Here is an 18201-nt window from a genome sequence, read left to right on the forward strand (position 1 = left end):
GTCGCGAAAATGACCTCTCACAATATGTCCGGGTTCTCCACACTGGTGGAGCTGCTGCAGTATCGCGCCAGCGAGTCCTCCGGCGCGTCGGCCAAACCCGCGTTCACTTACTTGAACGATGGTGAGCATGTCAGCGGCTCGTTGAGCTTCGCGGAACTAGACAGACAGGCTCGCAGCATTGCCGCCCATCTGCAGCAGGTGGTGCGGCCGGGTGCTCGCGCACTGCTGGTTTATCCGCCGAGCCTGGACTATATCGTTGCGTTTTTCGGCTGCCTGTATGCCGGCGTCATTGCCATACCGGCCGTGCCGCCGGCGAATGCCCGCACGCGACCGCGGCTGCTCGCCATCGTCCAGGACGCAACCCCCGACGTAGCGCTAGGCCCAGCCAGCACGGTGGAGCATATGGGGCGCCTGGAGCCCGGCGCTGACGACCCGATGAGCCGGCTGAACTGGCTCGCAACGGATGGCCTCGCCGACTTCGCCGATCGATGGCAGCGTCCGGATCTGAAATCATCCGACCTCGCGTTCCTGCAATACACTTCCGGCTCGACCGGCACGCCCAAAGGCGTGATGGTCAGCCATGAAAACCTACTCGCCAATGCTGCCCTGAGCCAGAAGGTATATGGCATCGACGAGCCGGACGTGCTTGTCAGCTGGCTTCCGCCACATCACGATTTCGGACTAATTGGCGGCATTGTTTGCCCGCTGTTCGTGGGTTGCCACTGCGTACAGTTTCCCCCGTCCGTCTTCTTTGCGCGCCCGTATCGATGGCTGAAGCTGCTGTCGCACTATCGCGCGCGCGTGACTGGCGCGCCGAATTTCGCGTACGACATGTGCGTCAGGAAGGTCAGCGACGAGCAGATGCGGTTGCTTGATTTGCGTTGCGTCGAGGTTGCGATCAACGGCGCGGAACGCATCCGGTACGAGACCTTGCAGCGTTTCGCGGAGCGCTTCGCCCGCTGCGGCTTCAAGGCTGAAGCGCTTACACCCGCCTACGGCCTGGCGGAATCCACGCTGTTCGTGGCCGCCCATACCCGACGCGTGGCGGGCCAATTGCCGCCATCGCTGACGCTCAGCAAGCACGCGCTTGCGGCCAACCGGATGTCGCCCGCAATGGACAGCGCCGACGAGGTCGTGCTGGTCTCGCATGGATTGGCCCGTCACGACGACCATCGGGCGATCATCGTCGAACCGCAGACACGGCGTCGGTTGAATGATGGCCAGGTTGGCGAGATTTGGGTGCGCGGCCCGTCGGTAGCGAACGGATATTGGCAACGCGCGCAAGAAAGCCAGGCCGCATTTGGCGCAACGCCGGAAGGCGCAAGCGATGTCTATCTGCGCAGCGGAGATCTTGGCTTCATTCACGAGGATGCGCTGTACATTGCGGGCCGCCTCAAGGAGATGATGATCTTCAACGGCCGCAATGTTTATCCGCAAGACGTCGAAGTCATCGTGGAACGCCTTGATCCGGCATTCCGCACCAATGGATGCGCTGCGTTCGCTCTCGAGGACCGGGAAACGACCCGGCTGGTCATCGTACAAGAGATCGAGTCCAGAAAGACCGCCGATACGGCGGACCTGATCGACCGGCTGCGGACCGAGTTGGCCGTCCAGCACGAACTCTACGCGCTCGAAGCCGTGCTCCTAGTGAAGGCCGGCCATCTTCCGCGCACTTCGAGCGGCAAGATCCAGCGCAAGCGATGTGCGGCGCTTTATGCCGCGAGCGCGTTCAGCTGTATTTGGTCATGGATCAGCGACGACACGGTGCCGAATCGCGAGGCGGCACCTCATGTTGCGCCGCGAACCGATACCGAGCGGATGGCGTGCGACATCTGGCAGAGCGTGCTGGATGTCGAATGCGTGGGAATCGACGACAACTTCTTCGCGCTCGGTGGCCACTCGTTGCTGGCCACCCAGGTCGCGTCCCGGTTGCGTGATGCATTCCAGATCGAATTCCCGTTGCGGACCCTCTTCGAAGCACCCACGGTGCGTGCGCTGGCTCGGCGCATCGAGCTGGCCGGACAAGCCGAACCGCCGGCCGCCCCACCCATCCAGGTGGCCGATCGCCGGCAACCCCTGCCGCTGTCGTTTGCCCAGCAACGTCTGTGGTTCCTCGACCAGTTCGAGCGAAACAGTGCCTTCTACAACATCCCCGCCGCGTTGCGCCTGACCGGGAAACTCGACATCTCGGCCTTGCACGACGCCCTGAACGAAATCGTGCGTCGCCACGAGGTGCTCCGCACGCGCTTCGCAACTTGCGGCGACGCGCCGACACAAGTCATCGCCCCGCAATTGCGGCTGGAATTGCCCGTCGTCGACCTGACTCATCTGCCTGCGCACGAACGACAAGCACACGCGCAATCGCGAGTCCAGGACGAGGCGTGGACTCCGTTCGATCTCGCCGCCGGCCCCTTGATCCGGGCCGGTCTGATCCGCATCGGCCCCGACGAGCATATCGTCATGCTGTCCCTCCATCACATCGTCTCCGATGGCTGGTCGATGGGCGTGCTCGTCAACGAAGTGGCAGCCCTGTATCACGCTTTCGCGCAAGGCCTGCCCTCCCCCCTGCCCGAGCTGCGCATCCAGTATGCGGACTACGCCCAATGGCAGCGCCACTGGCTGAGCGGCGCGGAATTGCAACGCCAGACCACCTACTGGCGCGCCCAGTTGGACAACAGCCCGACCCTGCTCAACCTGCCGACCGATCGCCCACGGCCGCCGCTGCAAACCCATCGCGGCGCCAGCCTGGATTTCGATATCGACGCCCCGACTACGGCCGCGCTGAAAGCATTGAGCCAGCAGCATCGCTGCACTCTGTTCATGACCCTGCTCGCCGCCTTCGATATCCTGCTGTCGCGCTACGCCGGTCAGCACGACATCTGCGTCGGCACCCCGATCGCTAACCGCAGCCGTGTCGAAATCGAACCCTTGGTCGGCTTCTTCGTCAATACCCTCGTGCTGCGCAGCCGCGTCGATCAGCAGCTCAGCTTCACCGAACTGCTGACCCAGGTACGTACCACCACGCTAGATGCCTACGCCCATCAGGATCTGCCGTTCGAGCAACTGGTCGAAACCCTCAACCCCGAACGCCACACCAGCCACGCCCCTTTGTTCCAGGTCATGCTGGCATTGCAGAACACCGCAATGGGCACGCTGGAATTGCCAGGCCTGACGCTGCAACAACTTCCCGCCGACAGCATCACGGCCAAGTTCGACTTGACCCTGAACCTTGAGGAGCTCGACGAACGCCTGCAGGCCTCGTTCGAATACAACACCGACCTGTTCGACGCCACCACGATAGAACGCATGGCCGAGCACATGACCGTCCTGCTCGCCGCCATCGCCGCCGACCCGGCCGCTCGCATTCTCGACCTGCCGATGCTCACCCCGCCAGAGCACCATCGCCTGCTGGTTGAATGGAACGACACCACTGCGGACATTCCCCGCGCCAGCATCCAGCAACTGTTCGAGACGCAGGCCGCCGACACGCCGGAAAATCTCGCGGTCGTCTTCGAAGGCAATTCGCTCACGTTTGCCGAACTCAACGCCCGAGCCAACCAACTGGCGCACCATCTCCGCGATCAGTCCGTCGGACCCGATATCCTGGTGGGCATTTGCGTGGAGCGCAGTCTCGACATGATCGTCGGCCTGCTCGCCATCCTGAAAGCAGGCGGGGCATATGTGCCGCTGGATCCCGGATACCCGCCCGAACGCATCGCCTACATGCTGGAGGATGCCAAACCCGCCATGCTGCTGACCCAGCAGCACCTGCTCCCCCGCCTGGTCGGTCTCGCCGACGATCTGCCGACTTTCTGCCTGGACGCGCAATGGCCGGAACTCGCCCGCCATGGCATCGCCAATCCGGCGAATCGCACACGACCGGACAACCTCGCCTACGTGATCTATACCTCCGGATCGACCGGCAAACCGAAGGGCGTGTGCGTCTCACATCAAAGTGTGGTCAATGTCGCCCGTTCCCATCAGGCCAACATTCATCGCCAGCTCAAGCAGCGCCCCGCTCGAGTGAGCTTCAACGCACCCTATGCATTCGATGCGTCGGTATCCGAATTCATTCTTCTTCTTGATGGGCACACGTTGTTCATCGTCCCGGAAGAAGTCCGCCTGTCGCCACCGGCGTTGCAGCGGTTCCTGATCAACCATCGACTCCATGCATTCGACACCAATCCCGCGCAACTCAAATATCTGCTGGAACAAGGTGCCGATACACCGCTCCCCGAAATCGTCATGTTTGGCGGCGAAGCGATCGACGCCGACCTGTGGCGCAAACTCAAGGACCGTGACGGATCGCATTTCTTCAATGCCTATGGTCCGACCGAATGCACTATCGATGTTGCAATCTGCCCGGTCCGCGAAGGTCCTGACGCACCGTCCATCGGCAAGCCTGAGGCGAACACCCGGATCTATCTGCTCGATGCACAACTCAATCCGGTTCCCGTCGGCGTCGCCGGCGATCTGTACATCGCCGGCGCGGGCCTGGCGCGCGGCTACCTCAACCGGCCCGACCTGACCGCGGACAAGTTTCTCCCCAATCCGTTCAGCGCCACGCCCGGCGCCCGTATGTACCAATCGGGCGACCTCGCGCGCTACCTGCCCGACGGCAACATCGAATACCTCGGGCGCTCCGACAATCAAGTGAAGATCCGCGGCTTTCGCATCGAGCTCGGTGAGATCGAGGCCGCGCTCGCCGCCCTGCCCGAAGTCGCAGAAACCGTCGTGCTCGCACGCGAAGACCACCCGGGCGACCGCCGCCTCGCTGCCTATCTCGTCGCGCGCGCAGGCCACGTGTTGCCCGGCGCCACCGAATTGCGCGAGCAGTTGCTGCAGCGCTTGCCCGGCTACATGGTCCCCGCGCACTTCACCGAACTGCAGCGCATGCCCGTGACGCCCAACGGGAAAATCGACCGCCATGCCCTGCCCGCACCCGACGCATCCCTTCGCTCCGATGTTCGCGTCGCGCCTGACACGCCTACGGAAATCGCCGTCGCCCGTATCTGGGCCGACGCGCTCAAGCTCGACGAAATCGGTGCCAACGACAACTTCTTCGCGCTCGGTGGTCACTCGTTGCTGGCCACCCAGGTCGCGTCCCGGTTGCGTGATGCATTCCAGATCGAATTCCCGTTGCGGACCCTCTTCGAAGCACCCACGGTGCGTGCGCTGGCTCGGCGCATCGAGCTGGCCGGACAAGCCGAACCGCCGGCCGCCCCACCCATCCAGGTGGCCGATCGCCGGCAACCCCTGCCGCTGTCGTTTGCCCAGCAACGTCTGTGGTTCCTCGACCAGTTCGAGCGAAACAGTGCCTTCTACAACATCCCCGCCGCGTTGCGCCTGACCGGGAAACTCGACATCTCGGCCTTGCACGACGCCCTGAACGAAATCGTGCGTCGCCACGAGGTGCTCCGCACGCGCTTCGCAACTTGCGGCGACGCGCCGACACAAGTCATCGCCCCGCAATTGCGGCTGGAATTGCCCGTCGTCGACCTGACTCATCTGCCTGCGCACGAACGACAAGCACACGCGCAATCGCGAGTCCAGGACGAGGCGCGGACTCCGTTCGATCTCGCCGCCGGCCCCTTGATCCGGGCCGGTCTGATCCGCATCGGCCCCGACGAGCATATCGTCATGCTGTCCCTCCATCACATCGTCTCCGATGGCTGGTCGATGGGCGTGCTCGTCAACGAAGTGGCAGCTCTGTATCACGCTTTCGCGCAAGGCCTGCCCTCCCCCCTGCCCGAGCTGCGCATCCAGTATGCGGACTACGCCCAATGGCAGCGCCACTGGCTGAGCGGCGCGGAATTGCAACGCCAGACCACCTACTGGCGCGCCCAGTTGGACAACAGCCCGACCCTGCTCAACCTGCCGACCGATCGCCCACGGCCGCCGCTGCAAACCCATCGCGGCGCCAGCCTGGATTTCGATATCGACGCCCCGACTACGGCCGCGCTGAAAGCATTGAGCCAGCAGCATCGCTGCACTCTGTTCATGACCCTGCTCGCCGCCTTCGATATCCTGCTGTCGCGCTACGCCGGTCAGCACGACATCTGCGTCGGCACCCCGATCGCTAACCGCAGCCGTGTCGAAATCGAACCCTTGGTCGGCTTCTTCGTCAATACCCTCGTGCTGCGCAGCCGCGTCGATCAGCAGCTCAGCTTCACCGAACTGCTGACCCAGGTACGTACCACCACGCTAGATGCCTACGCCCATCAGGATCTGCCGTTCGAGCAACTGGTCGAAACCCTCAACCCCGAACGCCACACCAGCCACGCCCCTTTGTTCCAGGTCATGCTGGCATTGCAGAACACCGCAATGGGCACGCTGGAATTGCCAGGCCTGACGCTGCAACAACTTCCCGCCGACAGCATCACGGCCAAGTTCGACTTGACCCTGAACCTTGAGGAGCTCGACGAACGCCTGCAGGCCTCGTTCGAATACAACACCGACCTGTTCGACGCCACCACGATAGAACGCATGGCCGAGCACATGACCGTCCTGCTCGCCGCCATCGCCGCCGACCCGGCCGCTCGCATTCTCGACCTGCCGATGCTCACCCCGCCAGAGCACCATCGCCTGCTGGTTGAATGGAACGACACCACTGCGGACATTCCCCGCGCCAGCATCCAGCAACTGTTCGAGACGCAGGCCGCCGACACGCCGGAAAATCTCGCGGTCGTCTTCGAAGGCAATTCGCTCACGTTTGCCGAACTCAACGCCCGAGCCAACCAACTGGCGCACCATCTCCGCGATCAGTCCGTCGGACCCGATATCCTGGTGGGCATTTGCGTGGAGCGCAGTCTCGACATGATCGTCGGCCTGCTCGCCATCCTGAAAGCAGGCGGGGCATATGTGCCGCTGGATCCCGGATACCCGCCCGAACGCATCGCCTACATGCTGGAGGATGCCAAACCCGCCATGCTGCTGACCCAGCAGCACCTGCTCCCCCGCCTGGTCGGTCTCGCCGACGATCTGCCGACTTTCTGCCTGGACGCGCAATGGCCGGAACTCGCCCGCCATGGCATCGCCAATCCGGCGAATCGCACACGACCGGACAACCTCGCCTACGTGATCTATACCTCCGGATCGACCGGCAAACCGAAGGGCGTGTGCATCTCCCACCGTTGCGCAATCAATTTATGGGCCGCGCTATCGACCCGGATCCATCAACGTTGCAGCAAGCCGATCGGGATGCGTGTTGCCCTCAATGCATCGATCTCGTTTGACGCCTCCGTCCAGCAATGGCTGACGCTGCTGAACGGCGCGTGCCTGTATCTGATCCCCGAGCAGCTTCGAAAAGATCCGGAGTCAATGGCTGAGACGATTGCCGGGTGGGAACTGGACGTGCTCGACTGTACGCCGTCTCAACTGCCGTTGCTGCTGGCCTCTCGCTATTCGGAGCGGCTCGCGCGATGTTTCTTGATCGGCGGCGAAGCAATCGATCAGAAGCTGTGGAGCACCTTGCAAAACAGCCAAGGCGCGTCTTTCCACAATGTATACGGCCCAACCGAAACGACGGTCGATACCGTCACCTGCGACATCCATGCGTCCGTGGCAAAGCCCGTTCTGGGACGTCCGATCGACAACGCTCAGGTATACATTCTGGATGCATACCTCAATCCGGTTCCCGTCGGCGTCGCCGGCGATCTGTACATCGCCGGCGCGGGCCTGGCGCGCGGCTACCTCAACCGGCCCGACCTGACCGCGGACAAGTTTCTCCCCAATCCGTTCAGCGCCACGCCCGGCGCCCGTATGTACCAATCGGGCGACCTCGCGCGCTACCTGCCCGACGGCAACATCGAATACCTCGGGCGCTCCGACAATCAAGTGAAGATCCGCGGCTTTCGCATCGAGCTCGGTGAGATCGAGGCCGCGCTCGCCGCCCTGCCCGAAGTCGCAGAAACCGTCGTGCTCGCACGCGAAGACCACCCGGGCGACCGCCGCCTCGCTGCCTATCTCGTCGCGCGCGCAGGCCACGTGTTGCCCGGCGCCACCGAATTGCGCGAGCAGTTGCTGCAGCGCTTGCCCGGCTACATGGTCCCCGCGCACTTCACCGAACTGCAGCGCATGCCCGTGACGCCCAACGGGAAAATCGACCGCCATGCCCTGCCCGCACCCGACGCATCCCTTCGCTCCGATGTTCGCGTCGCGCCTGACACGCCTACGGAAATCGCCGTCGCCCGTATCTGGGCCGACGCGCTCAAGCTCGACGAAATCGGTGCCAACGACAACTTCTTCGCGCTCGGTGGTCACTCGTTGCTGGCCACCCAGGTCGCGTCCCGGTTGCGTGATGCATTCCAGATCGAATTCCCGCTGCGGACTTTGTTCGAAAAGCCGCAACTCGATGCGCTGAGCGCCGAGATCGACGCAATGCGCCGCGCGAGCGCGACATGCCGGATCCCACCGTTGTCGCCGCAACCGCGCTCCGCACCTCTGCCGCTGTCCTATGCACAGGAACGTCTTTGGCTCCTGGAGCAGATCGAAACGATGGGATCCGCATACAACATCGCAGGTCAGGCACGCATCCGAGGCACCCTCGACGATCTCGCCTTCGAGCGGGCGCTGCACGAAATCGTGCGCCGTCACGAAACCTTGCGCACGCGCTTCGTTGCCGACGACGATGCCATCCGACAGCTGATCGCGGCGCCGGGCGGGTTCGCGCTAGAACGAGTGGACCTGTCATCCGTTCCAACCGGTGTGCGCCAGGCCGAAGCCGACGATGCGATACGAGAGGTGGCGATGCGGCGCTTCGACCTCGCGAGCGGCGCTCTCTTTCGCGCGGCGCTGCTGCGGTTGTCGCCCAACGAACACGTCGCCGTCGTCGTGATGCATCACATCATTTCCGATGGATGGTCGCTGGGCGTCCTGATCCGCGAACTGAGTGCACTGTATACCGCCTATTCGCGGAACCACGCCGCTGCGCTGCCCGACCTGCCGGTGCAATACGCCGACTACGCGCTGTGGCAACGCAGCTGGCTGCGTGGCGATGTGCTGGAGCGTCAGATCGAATACTGGAAGCAGCGCCTGGCCGGCATCCCCGCCGCGCTGGAGTTGCCGCTGGATCGGCCGCGTCCGCCGGTGCAGAGTTTTCGCGGCGCGAGCCTCCCCTTCACGCTGCCGGCAGCGCTTTCCAGCCGCCTGCATGCATTCGCCCGTGCGGAAAACGCCACGCTGTTCATGGTGCTGCTCGCGGCATTCCAGCATCTGCTTTCGCGCTGGAGCGGACAGGACGACATCGTGATCGGCACACCGGTTGCAGGCCGCACCGATCCGCACACCGAAACGCTGATCGGCTTCTTCATCAACATCCTGGTGTTGCGTACCGACGTTTCCGGCACACCGAGCTTGCGAGAACTGCTGGCACGTGCCAAGGAAACATCATTGCAGGCTTACGGCAACCAGGATCTACCGTTCGAGAAGCTCGTGGAGGAACTCAATCCGATCCGCGACTTGAGCCGCTCACCGGTCTTCCAGGTCATGATCAACCTGATCCCCGCCGGGGAACAGGCGGATGGCTTCAATGCCCCCGGACTGGAGACCGACGCGCGCCCGGCCGGCGACGTCAGCGCTCGATTCGAGCTGATGTTGCGCCTCTGCGAAGAGGGCGACAGCATCGCCTGCCACCTCGAATATGCGACTGATCTTTTCGATGCGACCACCATCGAGCGTTTCGCCGAGCACTACCGCACCCTGCTGGATCAGGCCGTGGCGGAACCCGACCGACCGTTGTGCCGGCTGTCGTTGCTGAGCGAAGCGGAGCGACATCAGCTCTCGCAGGACTGGAATGTGACGCCCGAGACGCCCGAGACGCCCGATCCGCTGTGCGTTCATCAGTTGTTCTCCCGTCAAGCGGCATGTACGCCGGATGCGTGCGCGCTGAAGTCGGAACACGGCGCCGTAAGTTACAGCGCGCTCGACATGTGGTCGAATGCGATTGCTCGGCAACTCCAGGTCCGGGGAGCGGGGCCCGGATTCGTGGCAGGCCTCGTCATGTACCCGTCCCCCACGACGGTGGCGGCTCTGCTCGGAATCCTGAAGGCTGGCGCGATCTGCGTGCCGCTGGATCCGGCGTATCCGGACGATGCGCTGCGCGTCGCGATCGCCGAATGCGGCGCGCGCCTGGTGCTCGGCGATGCCGGACGCGCGGCCACGCTCGCGTCGGCGTCTTGTTCCGCATTCGAGCTGGACGCGCCGGAAGATCGCAATGCCCCGATCGCATCCGCACCGCCCGACGTCCCTGTCACGCTCGAGGACATCGCCTGCGCGCTGCCGGTATGGAATACGCCCGGCACGCGCAAGATGGCGAGGGTCACACATCTCGGCATGGCGCAGCAACTGCGGACGCTTGCATCACGCCTCGCCGCCGAGCCTCGATGCGCGTTCTCCCCTACCGTGCATGACGTGCTCTTGCCCTTGATGGCCGGTGCGCCGCTGCTCTTGGCACCCTGCGACGGGATCGAATCCGCAGCGGACGCCGGACCGCAGCCCGATTTCCCGCAGGCGACGCCTGCATCGGATGCCATCGCGAACTGGATTGCGGCAAGCGGGCGCGCCTATGTCCTAGACCGACATCTGAATCCGACGCCCCCCAACGTTATCGGCGATCTGTACATCGGCGGCAAGCCGTGGGCACGTGGCTATGTCGGGCACGACGACCTGTCCTCAGCGGATTTTTCGCCGTCTCCGTTCGTCTCCGGCGAGTGGTTGTTCCGTGTCGGCGAACTGGCGCGCCGGCGCGCCGACGGCGATCTCGAGATCGCGGGGCAACCTCGGCGCACAACGATCAACGGGCGCTACATCGATCTCGGCGAAATCGAATCGGCACTCATGGCGTACCTACTCGCGGGACAGGTCGCGGTCGCGAAGCGCGAGGACCCGTCTGGACACACCCAACTGGTTGCCTACGTGGAACTGCACGACGCGGTTGCTGACGCGATGGCCGATCTCGACTGGCGCGCGGCACTGGCCACGCGTCTGCCGGCCGATCTGATTCCCGCCGATATCGTCCGGCTCGAAAGCCTGCCCCTCACGCCGCGGGGAACGATCGACTGGGACGCGCTGCCGGCTCCGGGACAACACACCTGCACCGCCTATGAAGCACCGCGAACCCCGATCGAATGCAGCCTTGCGTCGATCTGGGCCGACGTGCTGGGCGTGGAACGGATCGGCCGCGGCGACAACTTCTTCGATCTGGGCGGGCACTCGCTGCTCGCAACCCTGGTGGTCGCGCGGCTGCGGGAGATGTTCGATATCGATGTCTCGTTGCGTGCGTTGTTCGAGGCGCGGACATTGCACGCGCTGGCCGAGCTGGTCGAAAACATTCGATGGACTCGGCAAGCGGCGCCCGCTGCGGACATGCAACACGGAATCGACGACGAAATTGGCTCGATATGACACGCGGCCGACGACATTGACCGATCCGATTTCCGGCAATACGACTTTGGAGAAGACGCATGACGGTTCCCCCCTCGGCAGTTCCCTCGCTTTCCCGGTACGCGCCTGCCCGCAGCTATCGCGGCCGCGGCGTCAGCGAACGTTTGATCGACCGCGCCACGTTGCCCCAAGTGCTGAACGCCCTGCAGACGGTCCAGCCGGATGCGCCCGCGCTGACCTGGTATGACGCGAACGGGCAGGTCCAGCGCTTCAGCTACGGCGAACTGCTGCGCCAGATCGAGGCGATGGCGTGCTGGTTCGTCGCCGAACTCGGCGTCGAGCGCGGCGACCGGGTGGTCGTGCTGTCCCGGAACTGTCCGGAAGCATTCGTCACGCATCTTGCGTTGATGTCGATCGGCGCGGTAACCGTACCGGTCAACAACGTGGAATCGCCGCGCGTGCTGCAACTGATCATCGACCAGGTCCACCCGCGCGCGCTGGTCAGCGGCTTCGACGTGGCGGCGGACATTCAGGCGGCGCAGGAAAAGATGATTCCGCTACCGAGGTTGCCGCTCGCCAGCGATCGACATCCCGGATGGCCGATGCAAGCCGTCCTGCCGGACGATCCCGCAGTGATCCTGTTCACGTCCGGCACGACTTCGGCGCCCAAGGGGGTATGCCTGAGCCATTACAACCTGCTGGTGAACGCAGAAGGACTGACCCGGACGCACCGTCTCGCGGAGCATCGCGTGCACATGTGCATCCTGCCGCTCTTCCATGCGAATGCGTTCGGATTCTCGATGGTGGGCTCGCTTTATGCCGGCAACCACGTCGTGCTGTGTTCCGGCCTGCCAGGCGCGGATATCTGGCCGATCCTGCGTGATGAGCATGTCGACATCGTGTCGCTCGTACCCGAGATCATTCGCGTGCTGTGCCGCATCCCTGCGCCGAAAGGTACGTTGCCCGATCTCAAGTACGTGGTGTCCGCCGCCGCGCCACTTCCGAAGAAGGTCGCGGCCGAATTCATGGACAAGACTGGCATCTCCATTCATCAAGGCTACGGCTTGAGCGAATGCGTGAATTTCGCGGCAACCCTGCCGTGGGATATCTCGGCCCCGGATCTGGAGCGCGCCTTGGGCCACTGGGGCGTACCAAGCATCGGCCCCGCGCTGTACGGCTGCGACATGGACATCCTCCGCGCGGACGGCACGTCGGCGCAGGCCGAGGAGGAAGGTGAAATCGCCATCTCGGGCCATACCGTGATGCTGGGCTATTGGGATGCCGAGGCGGCGACCGAGATGGCGCTGAATGGCGGGCAGCTGCGTACCGGCGATCTCGGCTTCTTTGCGTGGATCAATGGCGAACGCTATTTCTTCGTCACCGGCCGCAAGAAGGAAATCGTCATTCGGTACGGCGAAAACCTCTCGCCGCTCGCCATCGAATCGGAACTCGAAGCGCTGCGCGGCATTGGACGATATGCGGTGGCGGGTTTCGTCAACGAGATGGCGGGAGAGGAAATCGGCCTATACGTGCTTGCGCGACGCACGCCGGACAACGAGAAAAGGGCCCTCGACATCGCGCGCGCCTGCCCGGTCCGTTACCGGCCACGGGTCATCGTATTCGGCACCGATCCCATTCCGGAAACGCCAACCGGCAAGGTCAAGCGCAGCTTGCTGGCCCAGCGCTTCCGCAACTATGCCAATCGCAGTTTTGGCAGTGATCCCGTTCTGGGAACGTAGTACGTGATTTCACAACCGGCGCGGCTGAACGCGTCCAATCTTTCATCGAGGGAAAACTAGAAATGGCAAACACGACTACCAGTAGCTTCATCCATTACCCGCTGTCGCACGGCATGCTGGCCAACATGGCAACCGACACGTACCCGACCCAGTTGTGGGGCTGTGCGGAGGAAAGCCTGCATCTTCCGGACGACGCCACGCATTTTGGCTATGTCCATGAAGGAACGTTGACGGTCGAGCACGCGGCGGGCGCATTCAAGCTCGGCGCGGGCATGTACTTCTCCGCGCCCGGCAAGACCACGGTGCATGGCGACGGCAAGGGGATCGCGATATCGCGGCTCGGCACTCACGGCTTCTTCAACGTCGGCGGTCCGGTCGAGGAGAAGGGCCGCTTGAAATATATCGACGGGTGTACCGATTCGCTGCTGATCGCCCCCGTCATGATGGGAGACAGCTGCCTGAACCTGCTCTACTTCCCGCCCGGCGTGGACCAGACGCAGCACACGCATCCGTCTATGCGAGTCGGCATTGTGATTCGCGGTGAAGGCGAATGCATCACGCCCGAAGGCACGATTCCGCTGGTTCCGGGTCGTGTCTTCGTGATTCCCGCCGAATGCTCGCACGGCTTCCGCACGACCTGGTCCGAGATGTCCGTCATCGCCTACCATCCGGACAGCGACTTCGGCCCGACGCACGAAGCCCATCCGATGATCAACCGGACCATCGTGAACGGCGTTTCTGCGAACGCGATCGACGAAATCCGGACTCGCTGAGCATGCGCCGCTTGTTCAGATCCCTCCCCCCCGCACGAGGAGAACGCGCATGAGCGAGGCCCACTCTTTGCTGGCATCCTTGCGCGAGGCTGGCGTACAGGTCTGGATGGAAGGAAGCGAATTGCGCTACCGTGCACCAGCCGGCGTCATGTCGCAAGAACGTCTCGCGGCGCTGCGCGCGGTCAAGCACGAGGTCGTCGATTTCCTGCGGCAGGTGGCGGGCGCGAACACGTCCGTGGCGCCCTTGGCCGCAGTTCGGCCACGGCCTGCGCGACTGCCGCTGTCCTATATGCAGGAGAGGCTCTGGATCCTGGATCGCATCGAACACCTCGGCCCCGCCTATCACATCGCGGGCGGGATCTCTCTGACGGGGCGGTTAGATGCCGCCGCGTTCGAGCAGGCCCTGGCCGAGATCGTGCGTCGCCACGAGAGCCTGCGCACCCGCTTCGTGGCTCACGACGAGCGGATCGAGCAGGTGATCGACGGTCCGGGCGGCTGCATGCTCGACCGCCAGGATCTCGGCGGACACGACGATCCCCTCCAGAGGAAGGAGGCCGCGCGGCGTATTGCGCAAGCATTCGTGCGCAGCCCCTTCGATCTGGCAAGCGGCCCTTTGTTTCGAGTCCAGTTGTTGCGGTTGGCACCGGACGAGCACATCGCCGTGGTGGTCATGCACCACATCGTCTCGGACGGCTGGTCGCTGAACGTCCTGCTCCGCGAACTCGGCGCACTGTACGCCGCCTTTTCGCGCGGCGAGCCATCACCGCTGCCCGAGCTGCCAGTGCAATACGTCGACTATGCGCTTTGGCAGCGCGACTGGCTGCGGGACGACGTGCTCGCGCGGCAGGTCGCCCATTGGCGGGAGCAGCTTTCCGGCCTCCCGGTTGCACTGGATCTGCCGCTGGACCGGCCGCGGCCGGCCGTCCAGAGCTTCCGCGGCGACAGCGTATCCTTCACGCTATCCCCCGCGCTGAGCAGCCGGCTGAAGCAATTGGCGCTTGCGGAGGGCGCGACGCCGTTCATGGTGTATCTCGCCGCCCTCCAGCATCTGCTGGCACGCCTCACCGGACAAAACGACATCGTGATCGGTACACCGGTAGCCGGACGGACGGACCGCCTCGTCGAGGGCTTGATCGGATTCTTCGTCAACACACTAGTGTTGCGCACCGACGTCTCCGGCAACCCGACCTTCCGGCAGTTACTGGCGCGCGCGAAGGAAACCACGGTACAAGCCTACGCACACCAAGACCTGCCGTTCGAAAGGCTGGTGGAGGAACTCAAGCCGGTGCGCACCCGCTCCGTACCGCCGGTCTTTCAGGTGCTCCTCGCGCTGCATAACTATCCGGAGGAAGGGTTGAACCTGCCGGGCATGCGGCTCGAACATCTCGATAGCGGCTTCGCGACCGCTCACGCGGCCAAGCGCGATCTCTCGCTGCACCTGACCGAAAGCGCCGACGGGTTGCACGGCGTTCTCGTCTACTCGACCGACTTGTTCGAACGCGCCACCATTGAGCGCTTCGTTTCGCAATTCCACACGCTGCTTGAAGCGGCGTCCGCCGAACCGGATCGACACCTGTCCGGTATCCCGTTGCAAACCGCCGCCGAACAGCAACACATGCTGGTCGAATGGAACGCGACGTCGCGCGCGTATCCACCTGGCTGCATTCACCAGCGATTCGAAGCGCAATCGGACCGGACGCCCGAGCAAACCGCGCTCGTCTTCAATGGAAAGCGGCTCAGTTACGGCGATCTGAATCGACGCGCCGATCGACTGGCATCGCATCTGATCGCTCGCGGCGTCGGACCGGACGTGCTGGTCGGCATCTGCGTCGAACGCAGTCTGGAGATGGTCGTGGGCGTGCTGGGAATTCTGAAGGCGGGCGGCGCGTACGTACCGCTCGATCCCCATCATCCGCAGGACCGGCTCGCAACAATGCTGACCGACGCCGGACCTTGCGTGCTGCTCACCCAGCAACACCTCCGGGCGCGGCTGCGGCAACTGGTCGACGAAACACCGGCACTGTCCCGATTGCCGATATTTTCACTCGACACCGATGAAATCGACGCGGGTGACGCTCGCCCCCCGCGGATCTTCGTCAACCCCGCGAATCTGGCGTACGTCATCTATACCTCGGGATCGACCGGCACGCCAAAGGGCGTCGCGGTTACGCACGCCTCGATCGGAAATTTTTCCGCGTATCTGCAACGCGAAGTCTATTCCGGCGACGCCGGGAACCGGCCGTTGAATTTGACCGTCAACGCCCCGTATGTCTTCGACATGTCGCTCAAGCACATCGCGTTGCTCGGCGCCGGACATACCCTGCACATGCTGAGCGACGACATTCGCCTGGACCCCGGCGCCCTGCTTCGATACTTCAAACACAACGGGATCGACGGCTTCGAATGCACGCCATCGCAATTGAGCGTGCTGACGGACTACCTGGATACCGTCGACGGCGAGCAGCTCACGTTGCCCGGCCGCGTTCTCCTGGGCGGCGAAGCGATCGGTCAGTCGCACTGGGATCAGTTGAAGGCGCGCGCCGCCACGACATTCTTCAACATGTACGGCCCGACGGAGGCCACGGTCGATTGCGCGATGTGCCGCGTCGCGGCGCACGCGTCGCCCACCATCGGCCGGCCGCTGGACAACTACCAGATCTACCTGCTCGATCCATACGGCCAGCCGGTGCCGGTCGGCGTGGCGGGCGAAGTCTATATCGCGGGTGCGGGCCTCGCGCGAGGATACTTGGGCCGGCCGGATCTGACGGCCGAAAAATTCGTCCCCAATCCTTTCGGCCCGACGCCCGGTAGCCGCATGTACCGATCCGGCGATCTCGCGCGATTCCGGTCGGACGGCAACATCGAATATCTGGGCCGTATCGACCATCAAGTCAAGATTCGCGGCTTCCGCATCGAGCTGGGGGAAATCGAGACTGCGCTGAACGCGCTGGATACAGTCTCCAATGCAGCAGTCCTGGCTCAACCTCATGCTGCCTCGGACGAACCGCAGCTGGTTGCGTACATCACGGCGCGTGACGGCGAGACCATGCCGGACGACGCGCAGCTACGCAGTAGCTTGTCGTCGACATTGCCCGACTACATGCTACCGACGCATTTCATGCGGCTCGACAGATTGCCCTTGAACGACAACGGCAAGATAGACCGCAAAGCGCTACCTTTGCCGGATATCTCGCACAGCAGCGAAGGATACGTCGCGCCCGGCACGGCAACGCAAATCGCGCTGGCCACGGTCTGGTCCGAGCTGCTCAAGCTGAAACAGGTCGGCCTTCATGACAACTTCTTCGAGTTGGGAGGGCACTCGTTACTGGCTGTACGGATGCTGGCCCGCGTGAAAGCTGGACTTGGTATCGACATCGCACTGCGGGAACTGTTCGCCAACCCCACCTTGCTGCAATTTTCGGCCGCGATCGATGCGTGTGATTCGACGTCTAGTCGATACCCGCATCTGATTGCGTTACGCACAACGAAGCACGTAACGCCGCTCTTTTGCGTACACCCAGGACAGGGTGAGATTGGCTATGTCCGCAATCTCCTGCCGTGGCTCGATACATCCCAACCGCTATACGGCATCGCGGCAATCGGTTTCATGCCGGGAGAAACGCCCCTGGATTCGGTCACGGACATGGCTTCACGCCATGTGGAGGCGATCCGTAGCGTTCAGTCGACGGGACCCTATCGTCTCTCCGGCTGGTCTGCGGGTGGAATAATCGCGTACGAAATGGCGCGGCAACTGCTCGACGCCGGCCAGTCGGTCGAGTTTCTTGGGCTGATCGACACGGCTAGCGATTACGCCCGCCGGTCGCGCGGCACGTTGGCGCCGAGTGAGTTCCAATTCTTGCTGCAGTCGGCGCCGAGCAACGCTTTTGCCGATCGACTGGCCCACATTCATTCAGCCGCGTCAGTTGCGGACGTCGATGGCCTGCTCCTGTGTTTCCAACAGGAGGGCTGCTTGCCGCGAGAAATGGACTTGCCGTTGCTGCGACGCCATCTGTCGGTCCGCTACGGCATTGCCAAGGCGCTTGACGGCTATGTACCACCGAGCCTGCCGATTCCCGTGTCGTTGTATTGTGCAGATGCGGAAGCCAGGGAAGACATCGCGCAAGGCTGGATCGATCTGCTGGGCGACCGCATCCGGGTCACCAGGTTCGACGCAACCCACTACTCAATCGTCGAGCTTCCGCAGATTCAGACGCTGGGGCAGGCTATCCAAGAGGCCATGAATGCACTGCCGCAATCCTCGATTCGCCAGCAGCACGGCATCGAATCAAATTGAAGAAATCTCGCGA

The 18201-nt window shown here is 63.5% G+C and carries 4 protein-coding genes; all 4 read left to right on the top strand.

What is annotated here, in order from left to right; genetic code table 11:
- The first annotated feature begins 9 nt into the window (after nt 1–9).
- The 4 genes from WJ16_RS32135 to WJ16_RS32150 all read left to right on the top strand — a co-directional run bounded on the left by WJ16_RS32135 (nt 10) and on the right by WJ16_RS32150 (nt 18188).
- Complete coding sequence (locus tag WJ16_RS32135; protein ID WP_084636142.1) at nt 10–11403, top strand: non-ribosomal peptide synthetase; 11394 nt, start codon at nt 10–12, stop codon at nt 11401–11403.
- A gap of 59 nt (nt 11404–11462) precedes the next feature.
- The gene (locus WJ16_RS32140) at nt 11463–13121 is read left to right on the top strand and encodes a class I adenylate-forming enzyme family protein (protein WP_084636143.1); all 1659 of its coding nucleotides are present in this window, start codon (nt 11463–11465) and stop codon (nt 13119–13121) included.
- Between the two features lie 62 nt (nt 13122–13183).
- The gene (locus tag WJ16_RS32145) at nt 13184–13894 is read left to right on the top strand and encodes a cupin domain-containing protein (RefSeq protein WP_069260961.1); all 711 of its coding nucleotides are present in this window, start codon (nt 13184–13186) and stop codon (nt 13892–13894) included.
- 49 nt (nt 13895–13943) lie between these two features.
- Nucleotides 13944–18188 (top strand): non-ribosomal peptide synthetase, encoded by a 4245-nt coding sequence (locus WJ16_RS32150; RefSeq protein ID WP_069260962.1) that lies wholly within the window; start codon nt 13944–13946, stop codon nt 18186–18188.
- The last annotated feature ends 13 nt before the right edge of the window (nt 18189–18201 follow it).

The sequence above is a fragment of the Burkholderia metallica genome, assembly GCF_001718555.1.
Lineage (GTDB): Bacteria > Pseudomonadota > Gammaproteobacteria > Burkholderiales > Burkholderiaceae > Burkholderia > Burkholderia metallica.